The organism is Comamonas resistens, assembly GCF_030064165.1.
Taxonomy (GTDB): domain Bacteria; phylum Pseudomonadota; class Gammaproteobacteria; order Burkholderiales; family Burkholderiaceae_C; genus Comamonas; species Comamonas resistens.
Window position 1 is genome coordinate 4,701,055 of the sequence record NZ_CP125947.1, and the last position, 21,176, is coordinate 4,722,230.

Here is a 21,176-nt window from a genome sequence, read left to right on the forward strand (position 1 = left end):
GACTCCGATCAGGCGGTGAAGATGTCTTCGACCGACTTGCCGCGCTTTGCTGCCACGTTCGCAGGGGTCGTGGAGTTCTTCAAAGCGTCAAAAGTTGCGCGAACCATGTTGTAGGGGTTCGACGAACCATGGCTCTTGGCCACGATGTCGGTGATACCCACTACTTCAAAGACAGCGCGCATAGGGCCGCCAGCGATGATGCCGGTACCCTTGGGAGCGGGGTGCAGCTCAACCTTGGCAGCGCCGTGATGGCCCTTCACCGAGTGGTGAATGGTGCCGCTCTTCAGAGCAACCTTCATCAGGTTGCGGCGGCATTCTTCCATCGCCTTTTGCACGGCAGCAGGCACTTCCTTGGACTTGCCCTTACCCATGCCAACGCGACCGTCACCGTCGCCAACCACGGTCAGTGCAGCGAAGCCGAGGATACGACCGCCCTTCACGACCTTGGTGACGCGGTTGACCGCGATCATTTTTTCGCGCAGACCGTCGTCACGACCTTCGTCTTGCACCTTGGGGGAAAATTTAGCCATTTTCTATCCGCTCCGCTTAGAACTGCAGGCCCGCTTCGCGAGCGGCTTCTGCCAAAGCCTTCACGCGGCCATGGTATGCAAAACCGGCGCGGTCGAAAGCCACTTTCTCAACGCCAGCAGCCTTAGCCTTCTCGGCAATACGCTTGCCGATCAGCGTGGCGGCAGCCACGTTGCCACCCTTGCCAGCGGCGCCGATTTGCGAACGCACTTCGGCTTCTGCAGTGGAGGCCGAAGCCAGCACCTTGGTGCCGTCTTCCGAAACCACGGAGGCGTAGATATGGAGGTTGGTACGGTTCACGCTCAGACGCGCCACGCCTTGCTGGGCAATGCGGATGCGAGTCTGACGGGCACGACGCAGACGCTGCTCTTTCTTGTTCAACATCATGCAGCTCCTTACTTCTTCTTGGTCTCTTTGATCACGACCTTCTCATTCGCATAGCGAATGCCCTTGCCCTTGTAAGGCTCGGGAGGACGAACGGCGCGGATCTCAGCGGCCAATTGACCGACGACTTGACGGTCAGCACCCTTGATCACGATTTCGGTCGGAGTGGGGGTAGCGATGGTGATGCCGGCAGGCATATCGAAGTTCACGGGGTGCGAGAAGCCCACAGCCAGGTTCAGCTTGGAACCTTGTGCAGCGGCCTTGTAGCCCACGCCGATCAGCGTCAGCTTCTTCTCGAAACCTTCGGTCACGCCCTTGACCATGTTGTTGACCAGCTGGCGGAAAGTACCGGCCAGAGCGTCAGCTTCACGGGAATCATTTGCGGGTGCGAACGACAGCTTGCCGTCGTTGTTGCTGATGGTCACCAGGCGGTTCAAAGACAGGGACAGATCGCCGCCCTTGCCCTTGACCTTGATGGAGTCAGCATTGATAGACACATCCACGCCAGCGGGGATGGTCACATTTGCTTTTGCTACGCGAGACATTTCAGTATTTCTCCTTAATGTCCGTTAGGCCACATAGCACAGCACTTCGCCGCCGACACCGGCTGCACGTGCTTTGCGATCGGTCATCACGCCTTGAGGAGTGGTGACGATGGCCACGCCCAGGCCGTTCTGGACCTGAGGGATTGCGTGACGACCCTTGTAAACACGCAGGCCGGGACGGCTCACGCGCTCGATACGTTCGATCACAGGGCGACCGGCGTAGTACTTCAGGGTAATTTCGAGTTCGGACTTGCCACCTTCGGACTTCACTTCGAAGCCGTCGATATAGCCTTCTTCCTTCAGCACTTGTGCGATGGCAACCTTGACCTTGGAGGAAGGAGCCGACACGGTGGCCTTGGAGACCATTTGTGCATTGCGGATACGGGTCAGCAAGTCAGCGATGGGATCACTCATGCTCATGTTTAATCTCTCCTGCTTGCTTACCAGCTGGCCTTGGTGACACCGGGGATGTCGCCAGCGAAGGCCAATTCACGCACCTTGGCGCGGCCCAGACCGAATTGACGGAATGTGCCACGGGGACGGCCCGTGATCTCGCAACGTGCACGTTGGCGAGTGGGGTTCGAGTTACGGGGCAGCTTTTGCAGACCCAGGCGAGCGGCATCACGCTCTTCGTCGGAACGCTTTGCGTCGCCGGCGATTGCCTTCAGTTCTGCATACTTGGCAGCGTACTTGGCTGCCAGCTTTTCGCGCTTCAGTTCGCGCTGAATCATTGCTACTTTAGCCATGCGCCACCTCAGTTCTTGAAGGGGAATTTGAAAGCGGCGAGCAGTGCCTTGCACTCGTCGTCGTTCTTCGCTGTTGTCGTGATGCTGATGTTCAGACCACGCAGAGCGTCCACCTTGTCGTACTCGATTTCGGGGAAGATGATTTGTTCTTTGACGCCAACGTTGTAGTTGCCGCGACCATCGAACGAACGGCCCGAAATACCACGGAAGTCACGCACGCGGGGCAGAGCCACGGTCACGAAACGGTCCAGGAATTCGTACATCTGAACGCCACGCAGGGTCACCATGCAGCCAATAGCCTGGCCTTCACGGATCTTGAAACCAGCGATAGCCTTCTTGGCCTTGGTCACCACGGGCTTTTGACCAGAGATCTTGGTCAGGTCAGCCACGGCGTTGTCCATCACCTTCTTGTCGGCCACGGCTTCGCTCACACCCATGTTCAGGGTGATCTTGGTCAGACGGGGCACTTCCATAGCGGAGGTGTAGCCGAACTTTTCTTTCAGTTCAGCCGCGATCTTTTCGCGATAGAGTTTTTGCAGTCGTGCCATGTGTTACTCCTCAGGCGGCCTTGATTTCGGCGCCGCTGGACTTGAACACGCGAACACGTGTGCCGTCGGCGTTCACCTTGATGCCCACGCGATCGGCCTTGCCAGTCGCTGCATTGAAGATGGCCACGTTGGATTGGTGGATAGGCATGGCCTTTTCCACGATACCGCCGGTGGTGCCCTTCATGGGGTTAGGCTTGGTGTGCTTCTTCACCAGGTTGATGCCATCGATCAACAGGTGGGAGTCGTCCGTGCGAGCCGAGACCACGCCTTGCTTGCCTTTGTCACGGCCGGTCAGCACGATGACTTGGTCGCCCTTGCGAATCTTGTTCATGGTGCTTCCTTTAGAGAACTTCAGGTGCCAGGGACACGATCTTCATGAACTTTTCGGTACGCAGTTCACGAGTCACGGGGCCAAAGATGCGGGTGCCGATAGGCTCCAGCTTGGCGTTCAGCAGCACGGCGGCATTGCCGTCGAACTTCACGAGCGAACCGTCTGCACGACGGATGCCCTTAGCGGTACGCACCACCACAGCACTGTAGACCTCGCCTTTTTTGACGCGGCCACGAGGAGCTGCTTCCTTGATGCTCACCTTGATGATGTCGCCAACACTTGCATAGCGACGATGAGAGCCGCCCAGCACCTTAATGCACTGAACAGACTTCGCGCCGGTGTTGTCGGCAACCTCTAACCGAGATTCTGTTTGGATCATTTCAATATTCCCAACTTGCTCCAGCAACGCCCGACAGCCCCAGAGTCTTCTCAAGGGCCGATCAAGCAGCCAGTCAGTCTTGGGCCCGTCGTCCACATCGCGAACCATTTCGCAATGCTTCCACTGGGCAGAACGCTTCACGCTTTTTACACGTGAAGCATGAGATTGTCGCAGGATTTCCGTTTAACGTCAAGCCCTTAGCCTGCAATAACCGCAGCTTCGTCGAGGCTGCCGCACAGCCGCTTCGCCGCCCCCTGCCAGCAATATCAAAAACATAGCGAGCAGCGCATGCAACACCTTGATTCCAAACAATAATTAATCTTTATTGATTGAGCATCAAGCGCTAGCCGCTCCTGTTTTGAGAGAACGCATTTGAGCGCACTCATCCCGCACTGTTGCCACCCCGCCACGAGGTCTCGACAATGCAACGGCAAAGGCGCGAAGCAGTTCAGCGCTGCTCGGGCAGATATTGCTGAGCCAGTGCCTGGAACTCGGCCAGCTTGACGTCACAGCCCAGCTCCTGCCCCAGGATTTCAGCCACGCGCGGTGCAACTTCCGCCGCCTTGCGAGCATCAAGGAACAACAGACGGCTGCGGCGTGCCAGCATGTCTTCCACGGTACGGGCGTATTCGAAGCGGGCCGCAAAACGCACCATGGCCTCGGACAGCCCATCGGTCAGCCAGGCATCGACACCTGGCAGGTCGGTCACGCTTGGCGCATCCGTGCCGTAGGAGTGCAAGCCCTGGGTCTGGTTCATGCGGTGCTTGACGGCGGCCTCGGCGGGCGCCCCCACCAGCGGCAGATGCACGGTCACGCCCGCAGCCCGGGCAGGCAGGCTGCCAATGTGGAAGCACTCGGCCAGCACATCTTCGGCCATGGCGCGGTAGGTGGTCCATTTGCCGCCCGTCACCGTCACCAGGCCCGTCTTGCTGGACATCACCGTGTGCTCGCGGCTGATCTTCTTGGTGTTCTCGCCATCATCGTCCTGCGGCTTGACCAGCGGACGCAGGCCCACCCACATGCTGCGCACATCGGCCAGTGTGGGCTGGCGATTCAGGTATTTGCCGGCTTCGGTCAGGATGAAGTCCAGCTCTTCCTTGAAGGGCAGCGGCTCGCGCGCCAGATCATGGCGCGGCGTGTCTGTGGTGCCCAGAATCACCTTGCCCAGCCATGGCACGGCAAACAGCACACGGCCGTCAGCGGTCTTGGGCACCAGCAAGGCGTGATCGGTAGGCAGGAAGTCGCGATCGACGACCACGTGCACGCCCTGGCTGGGCGCCACCATGGGCTTGACGGGCCGGCCCTGGGCTTCGGCATCCTGCTGGCGGAACAGATCCACCCAAGGACCTGTGGCATTGACCACGCATTTGGCGCGCACCGTGAAACCTTGACCGGACTCTGCATCGCGGCAGATCACGCCGGCAACGCGATTGTTTTCGTACACCAGCTTTTCAGCGGGACAGTAATTGACCAGCAAGGCCCCTTTGGCGGCCGCGGTACGAGCCAGTGCCAGCGCCAGGCGCGCATCGTCAAACTGACCGTCCCAGTACTTGACGCCGCCCTTGAGTCCTTTTTGCTGCACGGTGGGCAGGTATTTGACGGTCTTGCTGCAGGAGAGGAACTCCGTCGCACCCAGGCCGGCCTTGCCTGCCAGGGCGTCGTACATCTTGAGGCCAATACCGTAGAAAGGCGTATCCAGCAGCTTGTAGGAAGGCATGACAAAGGCCAGTGGCTGTGCCAGGTGCGGCGCGTTGTGCAGCAACGTTGTGCGCTCGTGCAGTGCCTCTCGCACCAGCGAGATATTGCCCTGGGCCAGGTAGCGCACACCGCCATGCACTAATTTTGTGGCACGCGAGGACGTGCCCTTGGCAAAGTCCATGGACTCCAGCAGCACCACCTTGAAACCACGTGCCGCCGCATCCACTGCCACACCCAGACCGGTGGCACCACCGCCAATGATGGCCAGATCATAGGTTTCGGGTTGCGACAGACGATTCAGTAATTCTGCGCGGGAAGTGGACAAGGGGGACGGTGCAGCGGACATGAGTACCTCGTTGATTCAGCATCGCCAATGCAGGCCTGTGCCAAGCGTAGCGCGGCGGACTGGCATGGGCGATATCGGAGTGCGCCGGATTTTCGCTCTTTTTTCAAATCTCTGCGCGTTTCAATTTGATTTCTTTCGTTTTCGTTCGATAAGAGCCATCGCAGACCTATCCAGACGCAGCCAGCCAGCTTTTCAACAATTTATGACAGCCCCGTGAACCCATCGTGCAGCTGTAGTCTGCGCAGGTGATTCGGGAAGAGCCTCTTTACGAGCCCAAAGATCCATAAATACAAGCATCAAGCAGCAAAGTCGGCGGTAACGCGCCCTGGTCAGTGCGGGTTTCCTTTGGTTTCGGTTTAAAGTGCCGACTGCCGCGCCTGATTGCTTAGTTGTACCAACGGGCTTTGTTTCCTTCATTCCATCGACGCCGTGAACTCCAACCCCCGTCAATTGCAGCTTGTAGAAGAAGTCCGCGCCCGCCAGTCCACCTCGGTGGAGCAACTGGCGGAAATTCTGGGCGTGACCCTGCAAACCGTACGCCGCGATATCCAGAAGCTGGCCGACGCCGGCCTGCTGGTGCGTTTTCACGGCGGGGTTCGCGTGCCCAGCGCCACCGTGGAGAACCTGGCCCACACTCAGCGCCAGGTGCTGCACGCCGAAGGCAAGATGCGTATCGCGCGTGCCGTGGCCGAGGCCGTTCCCAACGGCTGTTCGCTGATTCTGAACATCGGCACCACGACCGAAGCCGTGGCCCAGGCGCTGCTGCAGCACAAGGGCCTGCGCGTCATCACCAACAACCTCAACGTGGCCGCCATCCTCAGCAGCAATGCGGACTGCGAGGTCATCGTCGCCGGCGGCGTGGTGCGCACGCGCGACCGCGGCATCGTGGGCGAGGCAGCGGTGGACTTCATGCGCCAGTTCAAGGTGGACATCGCCGTGATCGGCATCTCGGCCATCGAGTCCGACGGCAGCCTGCGCGACTTCGACCTGCGCGAGGTCAAGGTCGCGCAGACCATCATCGGCCAGTCGCGTGAAGTCTGGCTGGCCGCCGACCACAGCAAGTTCAGCCGTCAGGCCATGGTGGAGCTGGCACGCCTGAACCAGATCGATCGCCTCTTTACCGATGTGCAGCCTTCTGCCCCCTTCGATGCGCTGCTGCGCGACGCCGAAGTGCAGTGCACGATTGCGCAATGACCCGCCACCTGCTGAACCACATCCGCCCTGCTCTGCCCAGCGATGCGGCAGGCATCAGCGAGCTGCTGCACGGCATAGGCTGGTTCAAGGCTTATGAAGACCGCAGCGTTGCACAAAACACCGAAGCCATCCAATCACTGTTGATCTGCGCCCATGCGGAGCCCGAGCGCAGCCTGCTGCTGGTGGCCGAAGACGCCCAGCAGCGCCTGAACGGCTACTGCGCCATCCACTGGCTGCCTGTGGCCGTGCTGCAAGGCTGGGAAGGCTATGTCAGCGAGCTGTTCATTGCCGAGCGCGCACGCGGCCTGGGTCTGGGCCAGCAGTTGCTGGACGCTGCCACCGAGGCGGCGCGCGCGCGCGACTGCCTGCGCATCTGGCTGGTCAACAACCGTGAGCGCCCGTCCTATGCACGGGGCTTTTATTCACAGCAGGGCTGGTCCGAGCAAGCCGAGATGGCCCGCTTTGTCCTGCCCCTGCGAACCTTGGACAACTCATGACCACCTATCTGCTTGCTCTGGACCAGGGCACTTCCAGCTCCCGCTCCATCGTGTTTGACGCCCAGGGCCGCCTTGTGGCCTCGGCGCAGCTGGAGCTGCCGCAGATCTATCCTCGTCCGGGCTGGGTGGAACATGACCCTCAGGAAATCTGGCGCACCCAGCTGAGCACCGCCAGGGAGGCCCTGACCAAGGCAGGCCTGACGGCCCGCGACATCCGCGCCGTGGGCATCACCAACCAGCGCGAAACCACCGTGGTCTGGAACCGCAAGACCGGCGCGCCCATCCATCACGCCATCGTCTGGCAGGATCGCCGCGCCGAGCCAATTTGCGCCGCGCTGCGCGAGGCCGGCATGGCCGACACCATCCAGCAAAAGACGGGCCTGCTGATCGATGCCTATTTCTCGGGCAGCAAGCTGCAATGGCTGCTGGACCATGTGCCCGGCGCCCGCTCGGCCGCCGAAGCCGGCGATCTGGCTTTCGGCACGGTGGACTGCTGGCTGATCTGGCAGCTCACGGGTGGCGCATCAGGTACAGGTCGTCATGTCACCGATGTCAGCAATGCCAGCCGCACCATGCTGTTCAACGTCCACACCAACCAATGGGACGACGAACTGCTGGCCGCGCTGCGCATTCCCAGGTCGCTGCTGCCCGAGGTTCTGCCTTCGGCGGCCGACTTCGGCAAGACCGCTGCGGAGGTGCTGGGCGGCGAGATTGCGATTGGCGGCGTGGCCGGCGACCAGCAGTCCGCCCTCTTCGGCCAGGCCTGCTTCACGGCCGGCATGGCCAAGAACACCTATGGCACGGGCTGCTTCATGCTGATGCACACGGGCGGCAAGTTCCAGACCTCGGCCAATGGCCTGCTGACCACTGCGGCCGCGCAGCCCACCGCTACGCCTCTGTTCGCACAGGAAGGCAGCGTGTTCGTGGGCGGTGCCGTGGTGCAATGGCTGCGCGACGGCCTGCAGGCCATAGAACACAGCGGCCAGGTGCAACAACTGGCCGAAAGCGTGCCCGACAGCGGTGGCGTGATGATGGTGCCGGCCTTCACCGGCCTGGGCGCGCCCTACTGGAAGCCTGACGCACGCGGCACTATCACCGGCCTGACGCGCGGCACCACCATTGCCCATATTGCCCGCGCGGCACTGGAATCCATTGCCTACCAAAGCGCCGCCCTGCTGCTGGCCATGAGCCGCGATGCCGTTGCCCGCGGCGGCACGCCTGTCAGCGAGCTGCGCGTGGACGGCGGCGCCTGCGTGAACAATCTGCTGATGCAGTTCCAGGCCGATCTGCTGGGCATTCCTGTGGTTCGCCCCGCCTGCGTGGAAACCACCGCCCTGGGCGCCGCCTATCTGGCCGGCCTGGCCACAGGCGTGTATCAGAGCACCGAAGAGCTGTCCGCCCTGTGGAAGGCCGAGCGCCGCTTTGTCCCCACGCTGAGCAAGGAACGCGCCGACGAGCTGATGCAGCGCTGGGAGCAGGCCGTGCGCCAAACCACGGCCCTGTAAATCCAAAAAATCATAGCTGCCAGCGCTTGACAGACAATCGTCAAAGGCCGAAAGACCATAAAAAAGGGATGCAGACGCATCCCTTTCTTGCTTCAAGCGCGAGGCCGCTCAGTCCTCGTCACCCAGCAAAGCCTTGTGAATCAGCGCGCCGATGACGGCGCCCACAATGGGAGCCAGCCAGAACAACCACAGTTGCTCCAGAGCAATCGAGGGGCCTAACAGCGCGGGACCCGTGCTGCGTGCGGGGTTGACCGAGGTATTGGTCACGGGAATCGAGATCAGGTGGATCAGCGTCAGGCACAAGCCGATGCTCATGCCCGCAAAGCCGACAGCCGCCTTCTTGGTGGTGGAGCCCAGAATCACCAGCAGGAAGATCGCCGTCAGCACCACTTCGGTCACCAGCGCGGCCGTCATATTGAACTTGCCGGGGGAATGCTCGCCAAAGCCGTTGGTCGCCAGATCGGTCACATTGGCACCGGCCTTGCCCGTGGCAATCAGATACAGCACGGCAGCTGCAGCAATCGCCCCCAGCACCTGGGAGATGATGTAGCCGGGCAGCTCGGCCGCGCGGAAGCGCCCGGCCACCATCAGGCCCACGGACACGGCCGGATTGAAATGTCCGCCGGACACCGGACCGAAGGCATAGGCGCCCGTCAGCACCGTCAAACCGAAGGCGAAAGACACGCCCAGCAGGCCTATGCCCACTTCCGGGAAAGCCGCCGCCAGCACCGCGCTGCCGCAGCCGCCAAAGGTGAGCCAGAACGTGCCCAGAAACTCCGCCGACCACTTTTTGACATTGGATGCCATGATTGCTCTCCCAGGTTTCAATGAATGCTGCCTTGTGACACACAAGGCATGACGCCAGACATCTTAAAAAGCGCATTGCGAAATGCACAAGGCACAAATGTGAACAATCTGCGACATCATTTGCCGCTTTCCACACTGCTGCTCGGCCTTTTGCTGACGGCCTGCAGCAGCACGCCGCAGACCGCCGCAACCATCTGCAGCAGCCCTGCGGCCATCCCCTGGACGCTGCTGGGCGAGGTTCGCTGGCCCCACGATTTGCAGTTTGCAGGCACAAGCGTCGGCGGCCTGTCCGCCATCGACTACGACCCCGGCCGAGATCTGTATTACCTGGCCAGTGATGACCGGTCGGCGCAGGACCCGGCACGTTTTTACACGGCTCGCATCCGCTATGACGGAACAGGTCTGCACGAGGTCAGCCTGCAAAGTGTCATTCCTTTGCGAGGCCCGAACCAGCAATTGTTCGCCAACAGCAGAGCACCCGAACCGGGCATTGCCAGGCCCGACGCCGAAGCCCTGCGCGTGCTGCCTGGAGGCAGGTCACTGCTCTGGAGTTCCGAGGGTGATTTCGCGCGCGGCTTTGGCCCGCAAATCATCGAGTCGGCTACCGATGGAAGCTGGCAACGGCAGTGGCCTTTGCCGCCCGGCCACGGCCTGCCACGCCAGGCTGGCCAGGGGCCGCGCAACAACTTCACGCTGGAGGCGATGGCGATCAGCGACGATGGCCAAACGCTGTGGGTCGCCATGGAAGCACCGCTCAGGCAGGACGGAGCCATGCCCTCCCCTGGCAAGACCGGCGGCGCCGTGCGCATCACGGCCTATGACATGGCCACGCAGCAGCCGGTGCGCCAGCTGGCTTATCTGCCGGACGCGCTGCCTACCGGGCTTTGGATGCCGCGCCGAGCGCTCAACGGCATCAGCGAGATCCTGGCCGATGGCCCCGATCATCTACTGGTGCTGGAGCGCTTCTTCGCACCGCCACTGCACTTCGGTGCGCGTATCTACCGCATCAGCACCCGCCCGGACGCCGGCAGCGACACGCTGAATCAGCCCCAACTCACACCCGGCAACCACCAGCCGCTCTCAAAAACGCTAGTGCTGGACCTGGCCGACGCCGGCCTGCGCTCTGTGGACAACATCGAGGGCATGAGCTGGGGACCGCCCCTGCCCGATGGCCGCCGCGTACTGCTGCTGGTCAGCGACAACAACTTCAACCCTGCAGAGGTCACCCAGTTTGTCGCGCTGCGCCAGGAAGCAGGCAGTTGCGCCGCAGGTTTATAGTGCCTGTCGGGGCCTGATGTGCAGACCCATTCTTGCAGACCGAATTACCAAACCATGAGCCAGACGAACACCTTGCAAACCGCTTTTCCTCCCATTGCCTTCATCGGCGGCGGCAATATGGCCAGCGCCATCATCGGCGGGCTGATCCGCCAGGGTGTTCCGGCCAGCAGCATCACGGTGGTCGAGCCTTTTGAGGCCTCCCGCCAGGCCCTCAAGACCCAGTTCGGCATCGATGCCCTTCCTGCTGCCAGCGATGCACTGCAAAGCGCGCAGCTCGTGGTCTGGGCCGTCAAGCCACAGAGCTTCAAGGAAGCCGCCGAGCCCGTGGCAGCCTTCACCCGCAATGCACTGCACCTGAGCGTGGCAGCCGGTATCACCACCGAAAGCGTGGCTGGCTGGACTGGCACACAGCGCATCGTGCGTGCCATGCCCAATACCCCGGCACTGGTCGGCAAGGGCATGACCGGCCTGTTTGCCCGCCCCGAAGTGGATGCCGCTGGCAAGGCCTTGATAGCCGCCGTGATCGGCAGCACGGGCGAGCTCACCTGGGTGGAGCAGGAAGCGCATCTGGACGCCGTGACGGCCCTGTCCGGCTCCGGCCCCGCCTATGTGTTCCTGTTCCTCGAAGCCATGACCCAGGCAGGTGTGGACATGGGCCTGACCGCCGAGCAAAGCTACAAGCTGGCCGTGGCCACGTTTGCAGGCGGCTCGGAGCTGGCGGCACGTTCCACGGAGAGCGCCGAAGTCCTGCGCCAGCGCGTGACCAGCAAGGGGGGCACCACTTATGCGGCCATTACCCATATGCAGGAGAACAAGCTGCCCGAGATCTTCATTGCCGCCATGCGCAAAGCGGAAAAGCGGGCCCAGGAACTGGCAGCCGAATTCGGCAAATAAAAAAACCGGCTTCAGCCGGTTTTTTTGAGCCTTTTTGGGCTCTAGCGCTTGCTCAGCAAGTGCTGGCAGCTATCAAAAACGATTAGCCCATGATCACTTCAGCGCAAACCCCAGCGCCACGCCCGCAAAAATGCTGGCGCCAATCCAGTGGCTTTTGCTGAAGGCCACAAAGCAACCCTCACGGGTACGGTGGCGAATCAGTGTGAAATGCCAGGCAATCTGCGCCGCCGCCACAGCCATGCCCAGCCAGAACGGCAAGCCCAGCTGGTATGGCGCCAGCACCCAGGCGATTAGAGCCCAGCACAGCACGAAAAAACCCATCACCCCCGCCACATCGAAGCGGCCCAAGGTGATGGCCGAGGTCTTCATGCCGATCTTGAGATCGTCATCGCGATCCACCATCGCGTATTCGGTGTCATAGGCCAGCACCAGAAACATATTGGCCAGCCACAGCGTCCAGGCCGTGGCATTGACCTCGCCCGTCACCGCCGCAAAGGCGATCACGATGCCGAAATTGAAGGCAATGCCCAGAAAAGCCTGGGGCATGGCAAAGAACCGCTTGGTAAACGGGTAAAGGATGGTGAACAGCACGGCCGGAACCGACCAGGCTACCGCCTCCCAGCGCGTGGACAGCACCAGCCCGAACGCCACCAGCGTGAGCACCAGGCCCACCATGGCGGCCTCCTTCACACTGATCTGGCCGCTGGTGATGGGGCGCTGCGTGGTGCGCTTCACATGTTTGTCAAAGTCGCGGTCCGCAATATCGTTGATGGTGCAACCCGCACTGCGCATCAGCACCGTGCCCAGCACAAAGACCACCAGCAGATGCCAGCCCGGAAAGCCCTTGGATGCCACCCACAGCGCCACCAGCGTGGGCCAGACCAGCACCAGCCAGCCCGCAGGACGGTCGAAGCGGATCAGATCCAAGTACAGCGACAGCTTGGAGCGCTGGGAGGCGGGAATGGAAGCAGACATGGGGACAGGTTCCGGAAGGCAAGAGATCACGACGGCAGCCTACGGGCCACGGTCAGCGCAGTGGCAATTGTGCCTCGGACCGTGGCAGCCCGAGGGCGCCGCCCCCATGCTCGATACGGTCTGCTGCCCAGAGCACCAGGGCCGTCCAGGCCAGGCCCAGGCACAGTCCGGCCAGCACATCACTGGCATAGTGCACGGACAGCAACACCCGGCTCAGCCCCGTGCTCAACGCCAGCAGCCCTGCCGCAGCCAATACCGGAGCCCGCCAGCGCGGCGGCATGCGGCGTGCGGCCAGCCAGGCCAGCATGCCGAAGACCGCGGCCGCGCCCGCGCTATGGCCGCTGGGAAAGCTGAAGCCCGCCTCGTGCACCAGCCCGTCCAGCGGCCGTGCACGCTGTATGGCAGCCTTGAGGCAACGCACCCACAGCCCCGTGCCGGCCACGGCCACCGTCCAGGTCAGCAGTTGCAGGCCCTGGCGCCGCCACAGCAGCCACAGGCCCACGGCCAGGCTCAGCAGCCCCATGACGCGCAAATCCCCAAGCATGGTCCAGCCCCTGACCAGGGGCACCAGCGCGGGCGGCAGGCCGGCGCTCACCATGCGCTGCAGCGCCAGATCCAGCGCCATCAGCCCCTGCACAGGCTGGGTCGACTGAGACAGGTGCACTCCGATGGCCAGCAGGGCCAGAGCGGCGGCGGCCAGCCCCGCCGCCGCCAGCAGCTTGCCGCCTTCGGGCCTGAAGCCGGTGCTGCAGTCCTCCCATAGCCACGCGGCCCCGCCATGCGCACGCCAGCGCAGCATGGCAGCTGCGGCCAGCAACAGTAGCAGCAGCATCCAGATGGCATGCCCGTCCAGCCACTGCATCAGGGAAACCATGGGAGCCGCCTCAGAAAACACGCAAATTCCTTTCAAGAGCAAAACAAAAAGCCCTGGCGGGCCTCCAAAGGCTAGCCCGCCAGGGCTTGAAGAAAGCTGAAAGCGCAGCAGAGATCGGTGAGCCGGCACGCCCCGTAAGCCTGGCGCCTCGGCACCAGGCTGCTTACTCCTCGAGCAGGGAGCGCAACATCCAGGCCGTCTGCTCGTGCACGGCCAGGCGCTGGGTCAGCAAATCGGCCGTGGGTTCGTCGCCGGCCTTGTCGGCCCGGGGGAACAGCTGGCGGGCCGTGCGCGCCACGGCCTCGTGGCCCTGCACTAGGATGCGCACCATCTCCAGGGCCTTGGGCGGCTGGGTCGGCGCATCGGGCAGACTGGTGAGCTTGCCGAACTGTGCGTACGAGCCCGGCGCATGGTGGCCCAGCGCGCGAATGCGTTCGGCTACGGGATCGACCGCGTTCCACAGCTCGGTGTACTGCGCCATGAACATGGTGTGCAGCGTGTTGAACATGGGTCCCGTGACGTTCCAGTGGAAGTTGTGCGTGGTCAGGTACAGCGTATAGGTATCGGCCAGCAGGGCCGACAGGCCCTTGGCGATGGCAGCGCGGTCCTCGTCGCTGATGCCGATATGAATGCCGGTCGAAGGCGGCAACGCCACGGCCTCCGGTACCGCGTCAGGCTTGTGTTTCTGCGATTTTTCCTTGCCTTGCTTGGCCATGCTCTCACCTTTCAGGTTTAACAAATCAAGACTGCGGTGCCCAAGCCACGCCAGCGCTTATTCCGACAGGCGCTTCACGCCGGGCAGCGGGCAGGCATAGACAGCATTGCGCAGCGCAGCAATGGCCTCGTAGCGCGTAAAGCTGCGGCGCCAGGCCAGCACCACGCGACGGGTGGGCGGTGCAATGCCGTCTTCCTCGTGAATGGGCAGGTAACGGATGTGGGGCTCGTCCGACTTGCGGCGGCGCTCCGTGGCAACGAGAGCATCCTCTGGAACGGACAGGCGCGGCACCAGGGTCACGCCCATGCCGGCAGCCACCATATGCTTGATGGTTTCCAACGACGAGCCCTCAAACGTGCGGCGAATGCCTTCGGAATTGCTGGCATAGCGCGCGAATTCGGGGCAGACCTCCAGCACATGGTCGCGGAAGCAATGGCCCGCGCCCAACAGCAACATGGTTTCGTTCTTGAGGTCCGTGGTGGACAGGCTTTTTCTCTCCGCCAGCGGATGGGCGCTGGGCACCGCGGCCATAAAAGGCTCGTCGTACAGAGGCGCCAGCGCCAGACCGGTATCGGGGAAAGGCTCGGCCATGATGGCGCAGTCGATCTCGCCCGTGCGCAGCATCTCCAGCAGCCTGACGGTGAAGTTCTCCTGCAGCATCAGCGGCATCTGCGGCGTCATCTTGATGGAGTTGCGCACCAGCTCGGGCAGCAGATAGGGACCGATGGTGTAGATCACGCCCAGAGTCAGCACACCGGACAGAGGGTCCTTGCCGCGCTTGGCAATTTCCTTGATCTCATTGGCCTGCTCCAGCACGCTCTGCGCCTGGCGCACGATCTCTTCGCCCAGCGAAGTGACCGAAACCTCTCCGGCGCTGCGCTCAAACAGCTTTACGTCCAGTTCTTCTTCCAGCTTCTTGATAGCCACTGACAACGTGGGCTGGGAAACATAGCAGGCTTCGGCCGCACGGCCAAAGTGCTTTTCCCGCGCAACAGCCACGATGTACTTCAATTCGGTAAGGGTCATAGCGACAAGGTGATGGCGAACATCAAAAACTGCATGAATCGTGCAAGTTCGGGCATTCTTTGCACAAACCTCACGGCGAAAGCCTGGGCTATCACATGCATTCAACCATAAATTTCTTTAGTCACAGATTACAGAAAACCAGCACATCCTGTGACCGCTTGCATTGAAAGCCATACTGTCCGGCGATATCAGGCCTTCAAATATTCGGCCTTGCCACCCAGCCAGCGGCTGACATGGCGCGCGGCCAGGGTCGGATGCTGCTCCAGCATGCGAGGTGCCAGCTCTCGCGCCCAGTCCAGCAACAGCACATCCTGCTCCAGATCTGCAAAGCGCAGCATGGGCGCGCCCGACTGGCGCGCCCCCAGGAATTCGCCAGGACCGCGGATCTCCAGATCGCGCCGCGCGATCTCGAAACCGTCATTGGTCTCGGCCATGGCACGCAGGCGCTCCTTGCCGGTTTCGGAAAGACGGCCATTGTCATTGACCGAATACAGCAGCACACAGGCCGAGGCTGCAGCACCGCGCCCCACCCGCCCACGCAGCTGGTGCAGCTGCGACAGGCCGAAACGCTCCGAATGCTCGATGACCATGAGCGAGGCATTGGGCACGTCCACACCGACCTCAATCACGGTAGTGGATACCAGCACGCCCATGATCCCTGCCGAGAACAGCTCCATCACGGCCTTTTTCTCCGCCGTGGGCATGCGCGAATGCAGCAGCCCCACCATGACGCCGGGCAGCATCTCGCTCAAGTACTCATGGGTGGCCGTGGCATTGGACAGGTCCAGTGCCTCGCTTTCTTCGATCAGCGGACAGACCCAGTAAACCTGGCGCCCGCTGGCAACCTGGGCACCGATACGCTCGATCACCTCGTCCTTGCGGCTGTCCGAGATCAGCTTGGTGACGATGGGCGTGCGCCCCGGCGGCAGCTCGTCGATGGTGGAGACATCAAGGTCGGCGTAATAGCTCATGGCCAGCGTGCGCGGAATCGGTGTGGCGCTCATCATCAGCAGATGCGGCTCCATGCCGCTGGCAGCCAGTTTCTGCCGCAGCGCCAGGCGCTGGGCCACGCCAAAGCGGTGCTGCTCGTCGATCACGGCCAGCGCCAGGTTCCTGAACTGCACCTGTTCCTGAATTACCGCATGGGTGCCTACGACCAGCGCTGCCTCGCCGCTTTCCACCAGCGCCAGCATCTCGGTGCGCTCTTTCTTTTTCTGCGCTCCCGCCAACCAGGCAACTTTCTTACCGAGGGGAGCCAGTATGGGTTCCAGCCAGCCCACCAGCTTGCCGAAATGTTGCTCGGCCAGGATTTCGGTGGGAGCCATCAGTGCGCACTGCCAGCCAGCCTCGATGCAGGCCACGGCAGCCAGCGCTGCCACCACCGTCTTGCCCGACCCCACATCGCCTTGCAGCAATCTGTGCATGGGAATCTGGCGCGCCATATCCGCACAGATCTCGCTCACCACACGCTGCTGCGCTCCCGTCAACCCGAAAGGTAGTTGATCGAGAAACTGCTGCGTCAGTTCTGCGTGACCTGGCAGTGGTTTCAGCACAGGGGCCCTCAGGCGGGCCCGTTCGCGCTTGGCCTCGTATTGTGAGAGCTGCTGAGCCAGCAACTCCTCCGCTTTCAGACGCTGCCATGCGGGATGGGAGTGATCCTCCAGAGTCGCCAGCGCCACATCGGGTGTTGGATGATGCAAAAACGTGAGCGCATTGCGCAGGTCATAAAAGGGCTGCAAGCCATTTTGGCCATAAAACTGCGCCACCGGCGGTTGCTCACCCGGTGGCAGGGTTTCGGACAGGTCAGCACGTTGCAGTGCCGTGACAATGGCGCGGCGCAGATAGGACTGTGGCAGGCTGGCCGTAGCGGGATAGACGGGCGTCAGTGCCGTGGGCAGCTCGCCCCCCGCGACACGAAACGAAGGGTGCATCATCTGCCGCCCCCAGAAACCGCCTTTGACCTCTCCCCGAATACGCAGGCGCGCCCCTATGGCCATGGTTTTCTGTTGCGAGGGATAGAAGCTGAAAAAGGTCAGCACGCAAGCAGCCGAGCCATCGTCCACCGTCACTTTGAGCATGCGCCTGGGGCGCAGTTGCACTTCGCATTGGGTGACCGTGGCTTCGATCTGCACGGTATCGCCCTCACGTGCATTTTTCAGCAGCGTGATGCGGGTTTCATCCTCATAACGCAGCGGCAGATGCAGGGCCAGGTCGATATCACGACGCAAACCCAGCTTGAGCATGGCTTGCTGCGCCGGGCTGGGGGCTTTTTTCGCTGCCTGGGCCGCTTGGGCCACATTCTCAGCGGCTGCCGGCTTGCGTGCCGCGCGGCCTTTCCTGGCGCCGCCCACCTGAGGGCCCCCTCCTGTACCGAGAGTCTCTGCAGCAGACGAAAGGGAAGCAGCGGGCTTGCGAGGCATGCGAGAAGGCGGGTGAAGCGTGTGCGCCCTGTCGCGCCACACACTGATGATGAACCAGTGTATGAATATACAGCTCTCTTCCCAAAAATGAACGTCTGACATACAGGAATTCAGCGTTACATCTATGATTCGTTTTGTTACATCATGCTTTTCTTCGCCCGACTGTGTTACAGCTCATCCGCGTTGAGCAGGCAACCGTTGGTATGTTTGTGCATGAGCTCTGCAGCCCATGGATGAAGCATCCCTTCTGGCGCCCTCGCTTCCCCATCAACTCCGAGCAGGATCTGGAGCGCCTGCGCGCCACTGCCATTGAGTACCTGTGGATTGACGCAAGCAAAGGCGTGAAAGCCACCAGCCCCGAGCCGGAATCACAGCCTACAGAAGCTGCTCACGCACCGGCGCCTGCCGTCGCGCCACTTACCCCGCCGACACCTTTGTCTCAGGAGCTGGCGCGCGCCGCGCAAATCTGCGCACGCACGGGACGGGTACTGCAATCCATGTTCAGCGATGTGCGCCTGGGCCGCCCCATCAAGCTCGACAACGCCAACCAGCTGGTGCAGCAAATGCATGCCTCCATCCAGCGCAATCCCCATGCGCTGATCAGCCTGGCGCGCATCAAGTCCGCCGACAACTACACCTATCTGCACAGCATGGCCGTCTGCACGCTGATGATGGCCTTGGCCCAGCGCATGCAGATGAATGAGGACGAAGTGCGCCTCGCAGGTCTTGCAGGTCTGCTGCACGATGTGGGCAAATGCCGCATTCCCCTGCGCATCCTTAACAAGCCCGGAGCATTGACGCCGGAGGAATGGCGCATCATGCAGGATCATTCGCTGCTGGGTGCACAGCTGCTACGCCCACTTGATGTCCCCGAACCCGTGCTGAACGCCTGCCTGCAACACCACGAAAAAATGGATGGCACCGGCTACCCAGGCAGGCTCAAGGCAGAGCAGATCCATGAGCTGTCTCGCATGACAGCCATCTGCGATATCTATGACGCCGTGACCTCGGACCGCCCCTACAAGAAGGGCTGGCCTCCCGCGCAGGCCCTGCATCGCATGGCCCAATGGTGCGGCAGCCATCTCGACAAAGCCATCTTCGAGCAATTTGTTCAGACCGTGGGCATCTATCCCATAGGCTCCCTGGTGCGTCTGAGCACGGAGCAACTGGCCGTGGTGATCGATGCAACTTCGCAAAACCTGCTCAGCCCCCTGGTCCGCGTTTTCTACTGCATCACCTCAGGCCAGCACCTGGCGCCTACCGAAATGGACTTGCAGCAGGGCGAGGTACGCATCATCTCCCGGGAGGACCCACAAGATTGGCAACTGGGCGACATCGATGCGCTGTGGCAGCCCTGCTCCCAGCGGACTTAGAACCAATTTGAGACAATCGCCAACCTGTTTGATTGAACTTGGAACGGGCCCGGTCCGGCCCTCAAGCCCCGCATGTCTTCCTGCTCTCGTGAATTCACCCTCAGCGACTTTGACTTTGAACTGCCCGAAGCGCTGATCGCCCAGCATCCAACCGCCGTGCGCAGTGCCTCTCGCCTGCTCGACGGCCGTGATCTCACACCTACCGATCGCATCTTCCGCGAACTGCCCGATCTGCTTCAGCCCGGCGACCTGCTGGTCTTCAATGACACCAAGGTCATCAAGGCCCGCGTCTTTGGCGAAAAAGCCAGCGGCGGCAAGATCGAAATCCTGGTCGAGCGCGTGTTGCAAAACAATGAAGTCGTCGCGCATATGCGCGTGAGCAAGAAGCCGCTGCCGGGAGCCAAGATTCATCTTTGCGGCGGCCTCAAGAACGGTGGCTTCGAAGCCACGCTACTGGGCCGCTGGCCCGATGAGAATGGCCCACTGTTCCACCTCTCGCTTCAGGGCAACAACGGCCAGACCCCTTACGAGCTGCTGGAACAGTTCGGTCATCTGCCCCTGCCACCCTATATCGAGCGCCAGCAAGATAGCGGCAACGATCCTGACGAAAAGGAAGACAGCGAACGCTACCAGACCGTGTTCGCCGCACACCCCGGCGCCGTGGCGGCCCCCACGGCGGCTCTGCACTTTGACGAAACCGTGCTGGCCGCCCTGGAGGCCAAAGGTGTGGAACGCGCCAGCGTGACCTTGCATGTGGGCGCTGGAACCTTCCAGCCGGTCAAGACCGAAAATCTTGCCGAGCACAGAATGCACAGCGAGTGGTATGACATCCCGCTGCCTACATTGGCCGCCATGGAACGCTGCCGCCAACGCGGAGGCCGCATCATCGCCGTGGGCACCACCACGGTACGAACCCTGGAATCCTGGGCCAAGTACGGCAATATCACCGGCGACACCAGCATCTTCATCACACCGGGCTTTGAATACCAGGTCGTGGACATGCTGGTCACCAATTTCCACCTGCCCAAAAGCACCTTGATGATGCTGGTCAGCGCTTTTGCCGGTTATGAGCATGTCATGAGCCTTTACCGGCACGCAGTGGCGCAGCACTATCGCTTCTTCAGCTATGGAGATTCGATGTTGCTTGAGCGCAAGCGTTGAAACACCCCAGAAACAAGACATAAATCAGTAACAGAGGCCTTGCAATTATTGGCTTCAATTCCAATGTCTCTGCACCTGTTTCAGCCAGCTAGGCCATGTCTACCTGCCCAGGGGCAATCCGCTGCATAAAGCATTTTTTCAAACCTCAGTCAATATCCATGGCTGAGCCTGAACTCCCGCGCCCTCCCGAAGTGGCCGTTTCCGATGAACGGAACGGGCGGGCGCAGCGCGGACAGCGGAGAGGGGTGATTGCTCATCAACACAAGATGACCACTATCCTGCGGGATGAAGACCCGCTTGGACTGGGCATGCGAGCCCCAGAGCATGAACACTGTTGGGCGTCCGTGTTCGGCCACATGACGAATGATGGCGTCAGTCAATGCTTCCCAGCCACGTTTGGCATGGCTGGCTGCCTGCCCTTCCTCCACGGTCAAGCAGGTGTTGAGCAGCAGCACACCATGCTGCGCCCAGCTCACCAGACTGCCTCCGGGCTGCGGAAACGATGGGAAAGGCGTTCCAAGATCGCGCTGCATTTCCTTGAAGATATTCTGCAGCGAGGGCGGCAGCCTCACACCAGGAGCCACCGAGAACGACAGCCCTTCGGCCTGGCCTCGCCCGTGATAAGGGTCCTGCCCCAGGATGACGACACGCACCTCTTCGGGTGGCGTCAATTCCAGCGCGCGCAGCGGCTTGGGCGGGAACACGACTGCACCATCTGCCAGACGCTGCTGCAAAAAGCCCAGCAATTGCTGCCCCGTCTTTCCAGCAAAAAAAACATCCACCACCGATTGCCAGCCCTCCGCCACCGGCCATTGGGCCGGGTCTGCACTGCAGAGCTGGGTGGAACAAAGGTCTTGGCCGGAGTTCTGACTGGATAGATTCATGCACTGATTTTCACCGCATCCAGGGGCGATTCATCCTCAAATATCAAGGGTTAACCCTTGAATTTAAG

Annotated in this window: 23 protein-coding genes; 7 read left to right on the top strand and 16 right to left on the bottom strand. The window is 61.7% G+C overall.

The window, feature by feature from the left end; all coding sequences use genetic code 11:
• Nucleotides 1–8 precede the first annotated feature (8 nt).
• The 9 genes from rpsE to QMY55_RS21890 all read right to left on the bottom strand — a co-directional run bounded on the left by rpsE (nt 9) and on the right by QMY55_RS21890 (nt 5,505).
• Nucleotides 9–530 carry a 30S ribosomal protein S5 gene (gene rpsE / locus QMY55_RS21850; protein WP_003050515.1) on the bottom strand — a complete coding sequence of 174 codons (522 nt, stop codon included), beginning with the start codon at nt 528–530 and terminating at the stop codon, nt 9–11.
• A 16-nt stretch (nt 531–546) separates the two neighbouring features.
• The gene (rplR, locus tag QMY55_RS21855) at nt 547–912 is read right to left on the bottom strand and encodes a 50S ribosomal protein L18 (RefSeq protein ID WP_283486200.1); all 366 of its coding nucleotides are present in this window, start codon (nt 910–912) and stop codon (nt 547–549) included.
• A gap of 11 nt (nt 913–923) precedes the next feature.
• Complete coding sequence (rplF, locus tag QMY55_RS21860; protein WP_283486201.1) at nt 924–1,457, bottom strand: 50S ribosomal protein L6; 534 nt, start codon at nt 1,455–1,457, stop codon at nt 924–926.
• A 24-nt stretch (nt 1,458–1,481) separates the two neighbouring features.
• Nucleotides 1,482–1,877 carry a 30S ribosomal protein S8 gene (rpsH, locus tag QMY55_RS21865; protein WP_283486202.1) on the bottom strand — a complete coding sequence of 132 codons (396 nt, stop codon included), beginning with the start codon at nt 1,875–1,877 and terminating at the stop codon, nt 1,482–1,484.
• Between the two features lie 20 nt (nt 1,878–1,897).
• The gene (rpsN, locus tag QMY55_RS21870; protein WP_283486203.1) at nt 1,898–2,203 is read right to left on the bottom strand and encodes a 30S ribosomal protein S14; all 306 of its coding nucleotides are present in this window, start codon (nt 2,201–2,203) and stop codon (nt 1,898–1,900) included.
• A gap of 8 nt (nt 2,204–2,211) precedes the next feature.
• Nucleotides 2,212–2,751, bottom strand: a complete 540-nt coding sequence (gene rplE, locus QMY55_RS21875) for a 50S ribosomal protein L5 (protein WP_283486204.1) — start codon at nt 2,749–2,751, stop codon at nt 2,212–2,214.
• A 10-nt stretch (nt 2,752–2,761) separates the two neighbouring features.
• Nucleotides 2,762–3,082 carry a 50S ribosomal protein L24 gene (gene rplX, locus QMY55_RS21880; RefSeq protein ID WP_283486205.1) on the bottom strand — a complete coding sequence of 107 codons (321 nt, stop codon included), beginning with the start codon at nt 3,080–3,082 and terminating at the stop codon, nt 2,762–2,764.
• A 10-nt stretch (nt 3,083–3,092) separates the two neighbouring features.
• Complete coding sequence (rplN, locus tag QMY55_RS21885; RefSeq protein WP_120971765.1) at nt 3,093–3,461, bottom strand: 50S ribosomal protein L14; 369 nt, start codon at nt 3,459–3,461, stop codon at nt 3,093–3,095.
• Nucleotides 3,462–3,909: 448 nt separating this feature from the next.
• A complete protein-coding gene (locus tag QMY55_RS21890) occupies nt 3,910–5,505 on the bottom strand; it encodes a glycerol-3-phosphate dehydrogenase/oxidase (RefSeq protein WP_283486206.1) in 1,596 nt (531 codons plus the stop codon).
• A gap of 429 nt (nt 5,506–5,934) precedes the next feature.
• On the opposite strand from QMY55_RS21890, the gene QMY55_RS21895 reads away from it, so the two are divergent.
• The 3 genes from QMY55_RS21895 to glpK are packed head-to-tail and all read left to right on the top strand — an operon-like array spanning nt 5,935 to nt 8,701.
• Entirely contained in the window at nt 5,935–6,699 is a 765-nt protein-coding gene (locus QMY55_RS21895; RefSeq protein ID WP_283486207.1) for a DeoR/GlpR family DNA-binding transcription regulator, read from the top strand.
• Nucleotides 6,696–7,196: a GNAT family N-acetyltransferase gene (locus QMY55_RS21900; protein WP_283486208.1), complete on the top strand. Its 501-nt coding sequence runs from the start codon at nt 6,696–6,698 to the stop codon at nt 7,194–7,196. Before QMY55_RS21895 ends, QMY55_RS21900 begins: the two co-directional genes overlap by 4 nt.
• Entirely contained in the window at nt 7,193–8,701 is a 1,509-nt protein-coding gene (gene glpK, locus QMY55_RS21905) for a glycerol kinase GlpK (RefSeq protein ID WP_283486209.1), read from the top strand. Before QMY55_RS21900 ends, glpK begins: the two co-directional genes overlap by 4 nt.
• A 108-nt stretch (nt 8,702–8,809) precedes the next feature.
• Here glpK and aqpZ read toward each other — a convergent pair whose 3' ends face one another.
• Nucleotides 8,810–9,508: an aquaporin Z gene (gene aqpZ, locus QMY55_RS21910; RefSeq protein WP_283486210.1), complete on the bottom strand. Its 699-nt coding sequence runs from the start codon at nt 9,506–9,508 to the stop codon at nt 8,810–8,812.
• 99 nt (nt 9,509–9,607) lie between these two features.
• Between aqpZ and QMY55_RS21915 the strand changes: the two genes are divergently transcribed.
• Together QMY55_RS21915 and proC are read left to right on the top strand one after the other, a co-directional pair.
• Nucleotides 9,608–10,786, top strand: a complete 1,179-nt coding sequence (locus QMY55_RS21915; RefSeq protein ID WP_283486211.1) for an esterase-like activity of phytase family protein — start codon at nt 9,608–9,610, stop codon at nt 10,784–10,786.
• 54 nt (nt 10,787–10,840) lie between these two features.
• Nucleotides 10,841–11,680, top strand: a complete 840-nt coding sequence (gene proC, locus QMY55_RS21920; protein WP_283486212.1) for a pyrroline-5-carboxylate reductase — start codon at nt 10,841–10,843, stop codon at nt 11,678–11,680.
• A 93-nt stretch (nt 11,681–11,773) separates the two neighbouring features.
• Here the strand turns inward: proC and ubiA are convergent, their stop codons facing one another.
• The 5 genes from ubiA to recG all read right to left on the bottom strand — a co-directional run bounded on the left by ubiA (nt 11,774) and on the right by recG (nt 17,690).
• On the bottom strand, nt 11,774–12,655 hold the full coding sequence (ubiA, locus tag QMY55_RS21925; RefSeq protein WP_283486213.1) for a 4-hydroxybenzoate octaprenyltransferase: 882 nt from the start codon (nt 12,653–12,655) through the stop codon (nt 11,774–11,776).
• Between the two features lie 52 nt (nt 12,656–12,707).
• Nucleotides 12,708–13,529 carry a phosphatase PAP2 family protein gene (locus tag QMY55_RS21930; RefSeq protein WP_283486214.1) on the bottom strand — a complete coding sequence of 274 codons (822 nt, stop codon included), beginning with the start codon at nt 13,527–13,529 and terminating at the stop codon, nt 12,708–12,710.
• Between the two features lie 163 nt (nt 13,530–13,692).
• Entirely contained in the window at nt 13,693–14,244 is a 552-nt protein-coding gene (locus tag QMY55_RS21935; protein WP_283486215.1) for a Dps family protein, read from the bottom strand.
• Nucleotides 14,245–14,301: 57 nt separating this feature from the next.
• Nucleotides 14,302–15,270, bottom strand: a complete 969-nt coding sequence (locus QMY55_RS21940; RefSeq protein WP_283486216.1) for a LysR substrate-binding domain-containing protein — start codon at nt 15,268–15,270, stop codon at nt 14,302–14,304.
• A gap of 188 nt (nt 15,271–15,458) precedes the next feature.
• Nucleotides 15,459–17,690: an ATP-dependent DNA helicase RecG gene (gene recG, locus QMY55_RS21945; RefSeq protein WP_283486217.1), complete on the bottom strand. Its 2,232-nt coding sequence runs from the start codon at nt 17,688–17,690 to the stop codon at nt 15,459–15,461.
• 164 nt (nt 17,691–17,854) lie between these two features.
• On the opposite strand from recG, the gene QMY55_RS21950 reads away from it, so the two are divergent.
• Both QMY55_RS21950 and queA read left to right on the top strand, forming a co-directional pair.
• The gene (locus QMY55_RS21950; protein WP_283486218.1) at nt 17,855–19,063 is read left to right on the top strand and encodes an HD-GYP domain-containing protein; all 1,209 of its coding nucleotides are present in this window, start codon (nt 17,855–17,857) and stop codon (nt 19,061–19,063) included.
• A 72-nt stretch (nt 19,064–19,135) separates the two neighbouring features.
• Nucleotides 19,136–20,224 carry a tRNA preQ1(34) S-adenosylmethionine ribosyltransferase-isomerase QueA gene (queA, locus tag QMY55_RS21955; RefSeq protein ID WP_283486219.1) on the top strand — a complete coding sequence of 363 codons (1,089 nt, stop codon included), beginning with the start codon at nt 19,136–19,138 and terminating at the stop codon, nt 20,222–20,224.
• A gap of 149 nt (nt 20,225–20,373) precedes the next feature.
• Here the strand turns inward: queA and QMY55_RS21960 are convergent, their stop codons facing one another.
• Entirely contained in the window at nt 20,374–21,108 is a 735-nt protein-coding gene (locus QMY55_RS21960; RefSeq protein WP_283486220.1) for a uracil-DNA glycosylase, read from the bottom strand.
• Between the last annotated feature and the right edge of the window lie 68 nt (nt 21,109–21,176).

What these genes read in the sequence shown, in the direction of transcription:
- rpsE (WP_003050515.1), bottom strand. Translation starts at nt 530, where the DNA reads ATGGCTAAATTTTCCCCCAAGGTGCAAGACGAAGGTCGTGACGACGGT.
- rplR (WP_283486200.1), bottom strand. Translation starts at nt 912, where the DNA reads ATGTTGAACAAGAAAGAGCAGCGTCTGCGTCGTGCCCGTCAGACTCGC.
- rplF (WP_283486201.1), bottom strand. Translation starts at nt 1,457, where the DNA reads ATGTCTCGCGTAGCAAAAGCAAATGTGACCATCCCCGCTGGCGTGGAT.
- rpsH (WP_283486202.1), bottom strand. Translation starts at nt 1,877, where the DNA reads ATGAGCATGAGTGATCCCATCGCTGACTTGCTGACCCGTATCCGCAAT.
- rpsN (WP_283486203.1), bottom strand. Translation starts at nt 2,203, where the DNA reads ATGGCTAAAGTAGCAATGATTCAGCGCGAACTGAAGCGCGAAAAGCTG.
- rplE (WP_283486204.1), bottom strand. Translation starts at nt 2,751, where the DNA reads ATGGCACGACTGCAAAAACTCTATCGCGAAAAGATCGCGGCTGAACTG.
- rplX (WP_283486205.1), bottom strand. Translation starts at nt 3,082, where the DNA reads ATGAACAAGATTCGCAAGGGCGACCAAGTCATCGTGCTGACCGGCCGT.
- rplN (WP_120971765.1), bottom strand. Translation starts at nt 3,461, where the DNA reads ATGATCCAAACAGAATCTCGGTTAGAGGTTGCCGACAACACCGGCGCG.
- QMY55_RS21890 (WP_283486206.1), bottom strand. Translation starts at nt 5,505, where the DNA reads ATGTCCGCTGCACCGTCCCCCTTGTCCACTTCCCGCGCAGAATTACTG.
- QMY55_RS21900 (WP_283486208.1), top strand. Translation starts at nt 6,696, where the DNA reads ATGACCCGCCACCTGCTGAACCACATCCGCCCTGCTCTGCCCAGCGAT.
- glpK (WP_283486209.1), top strand. Translation starts at nt 7,193, where the DNA reads ATGACCACCTATCTGCTTGCTCTGGACCAGGGCACTTCCAGCTCCCGC.
- aqpZ (WP_283486210.1), bottom strand. Translation starts at nt 9,508, where the DNA reads ATGGCATCCAATGTCAAAAAGTGGTCGGCGGAGTTTCTGGGCACGTTC.
- proC (WP_283486212.1), top strand. Translation starts at nt 10,841, where the DNA reads ATGAGCCAGACGAACACCTTGCAAACCGCTTTTCCTCCCATTGCCTTC.
- ubiA (WP_283486213.1), bottom strand. Translation starts at nt 12,655, where the DNA reads ATGTCTGCTTCCATTCCCGCCTCCCAGCGCTCCAAGCTGTCGCTGTAC.
- QMY55_RS21930 (WP_283486214.1), bottom strand. Translation starts at nt 13,529, where the DNA reads ATGGTTTCCCTGATGCAGTGGCTGGACGGGCATGCCATCTGGATGCTG.
- QMY55_RS21935 (WP_283486215.1), bottom strand. Translation starts at nt 14,244, where the DNA reads ATGGCCAAGCAAGGCAAGGAAAAATCGCAGAAACACAAGCCTGACGCG.
- QMY55_RS21940 (WP_283486216.1), bottom strand. Translation starts at nt 15,270, where the DNA reads ATGACCCTTACCGAATTGAAGTACATCGTGGCTGTTGCGCGGGAAAAG.
- recG (WP_283486217.1), bottom strand. Translation starts at nt 17,690, where the DNA reads ATGCCTCGCAAGCCCGCTGCTTCCCTTTCGTCTGCTGCAGAGACTCTC.
- queA (WP_283486219.1), top strand. Translation starts at nt 19,136, where the DNA reads ATGTCTTCCTGCTCTCGTGAATTCACCCTCAGCGACTTTGACTTTGAA.
- QMY55_RS21960 (WP_283486220.1), bottom strand. Translation starts at nt 21,108, where the DNA reads ATGAATCTATCCAGTCAGAACTCCGGCCAAGACCTTTGTTCCACCCAG.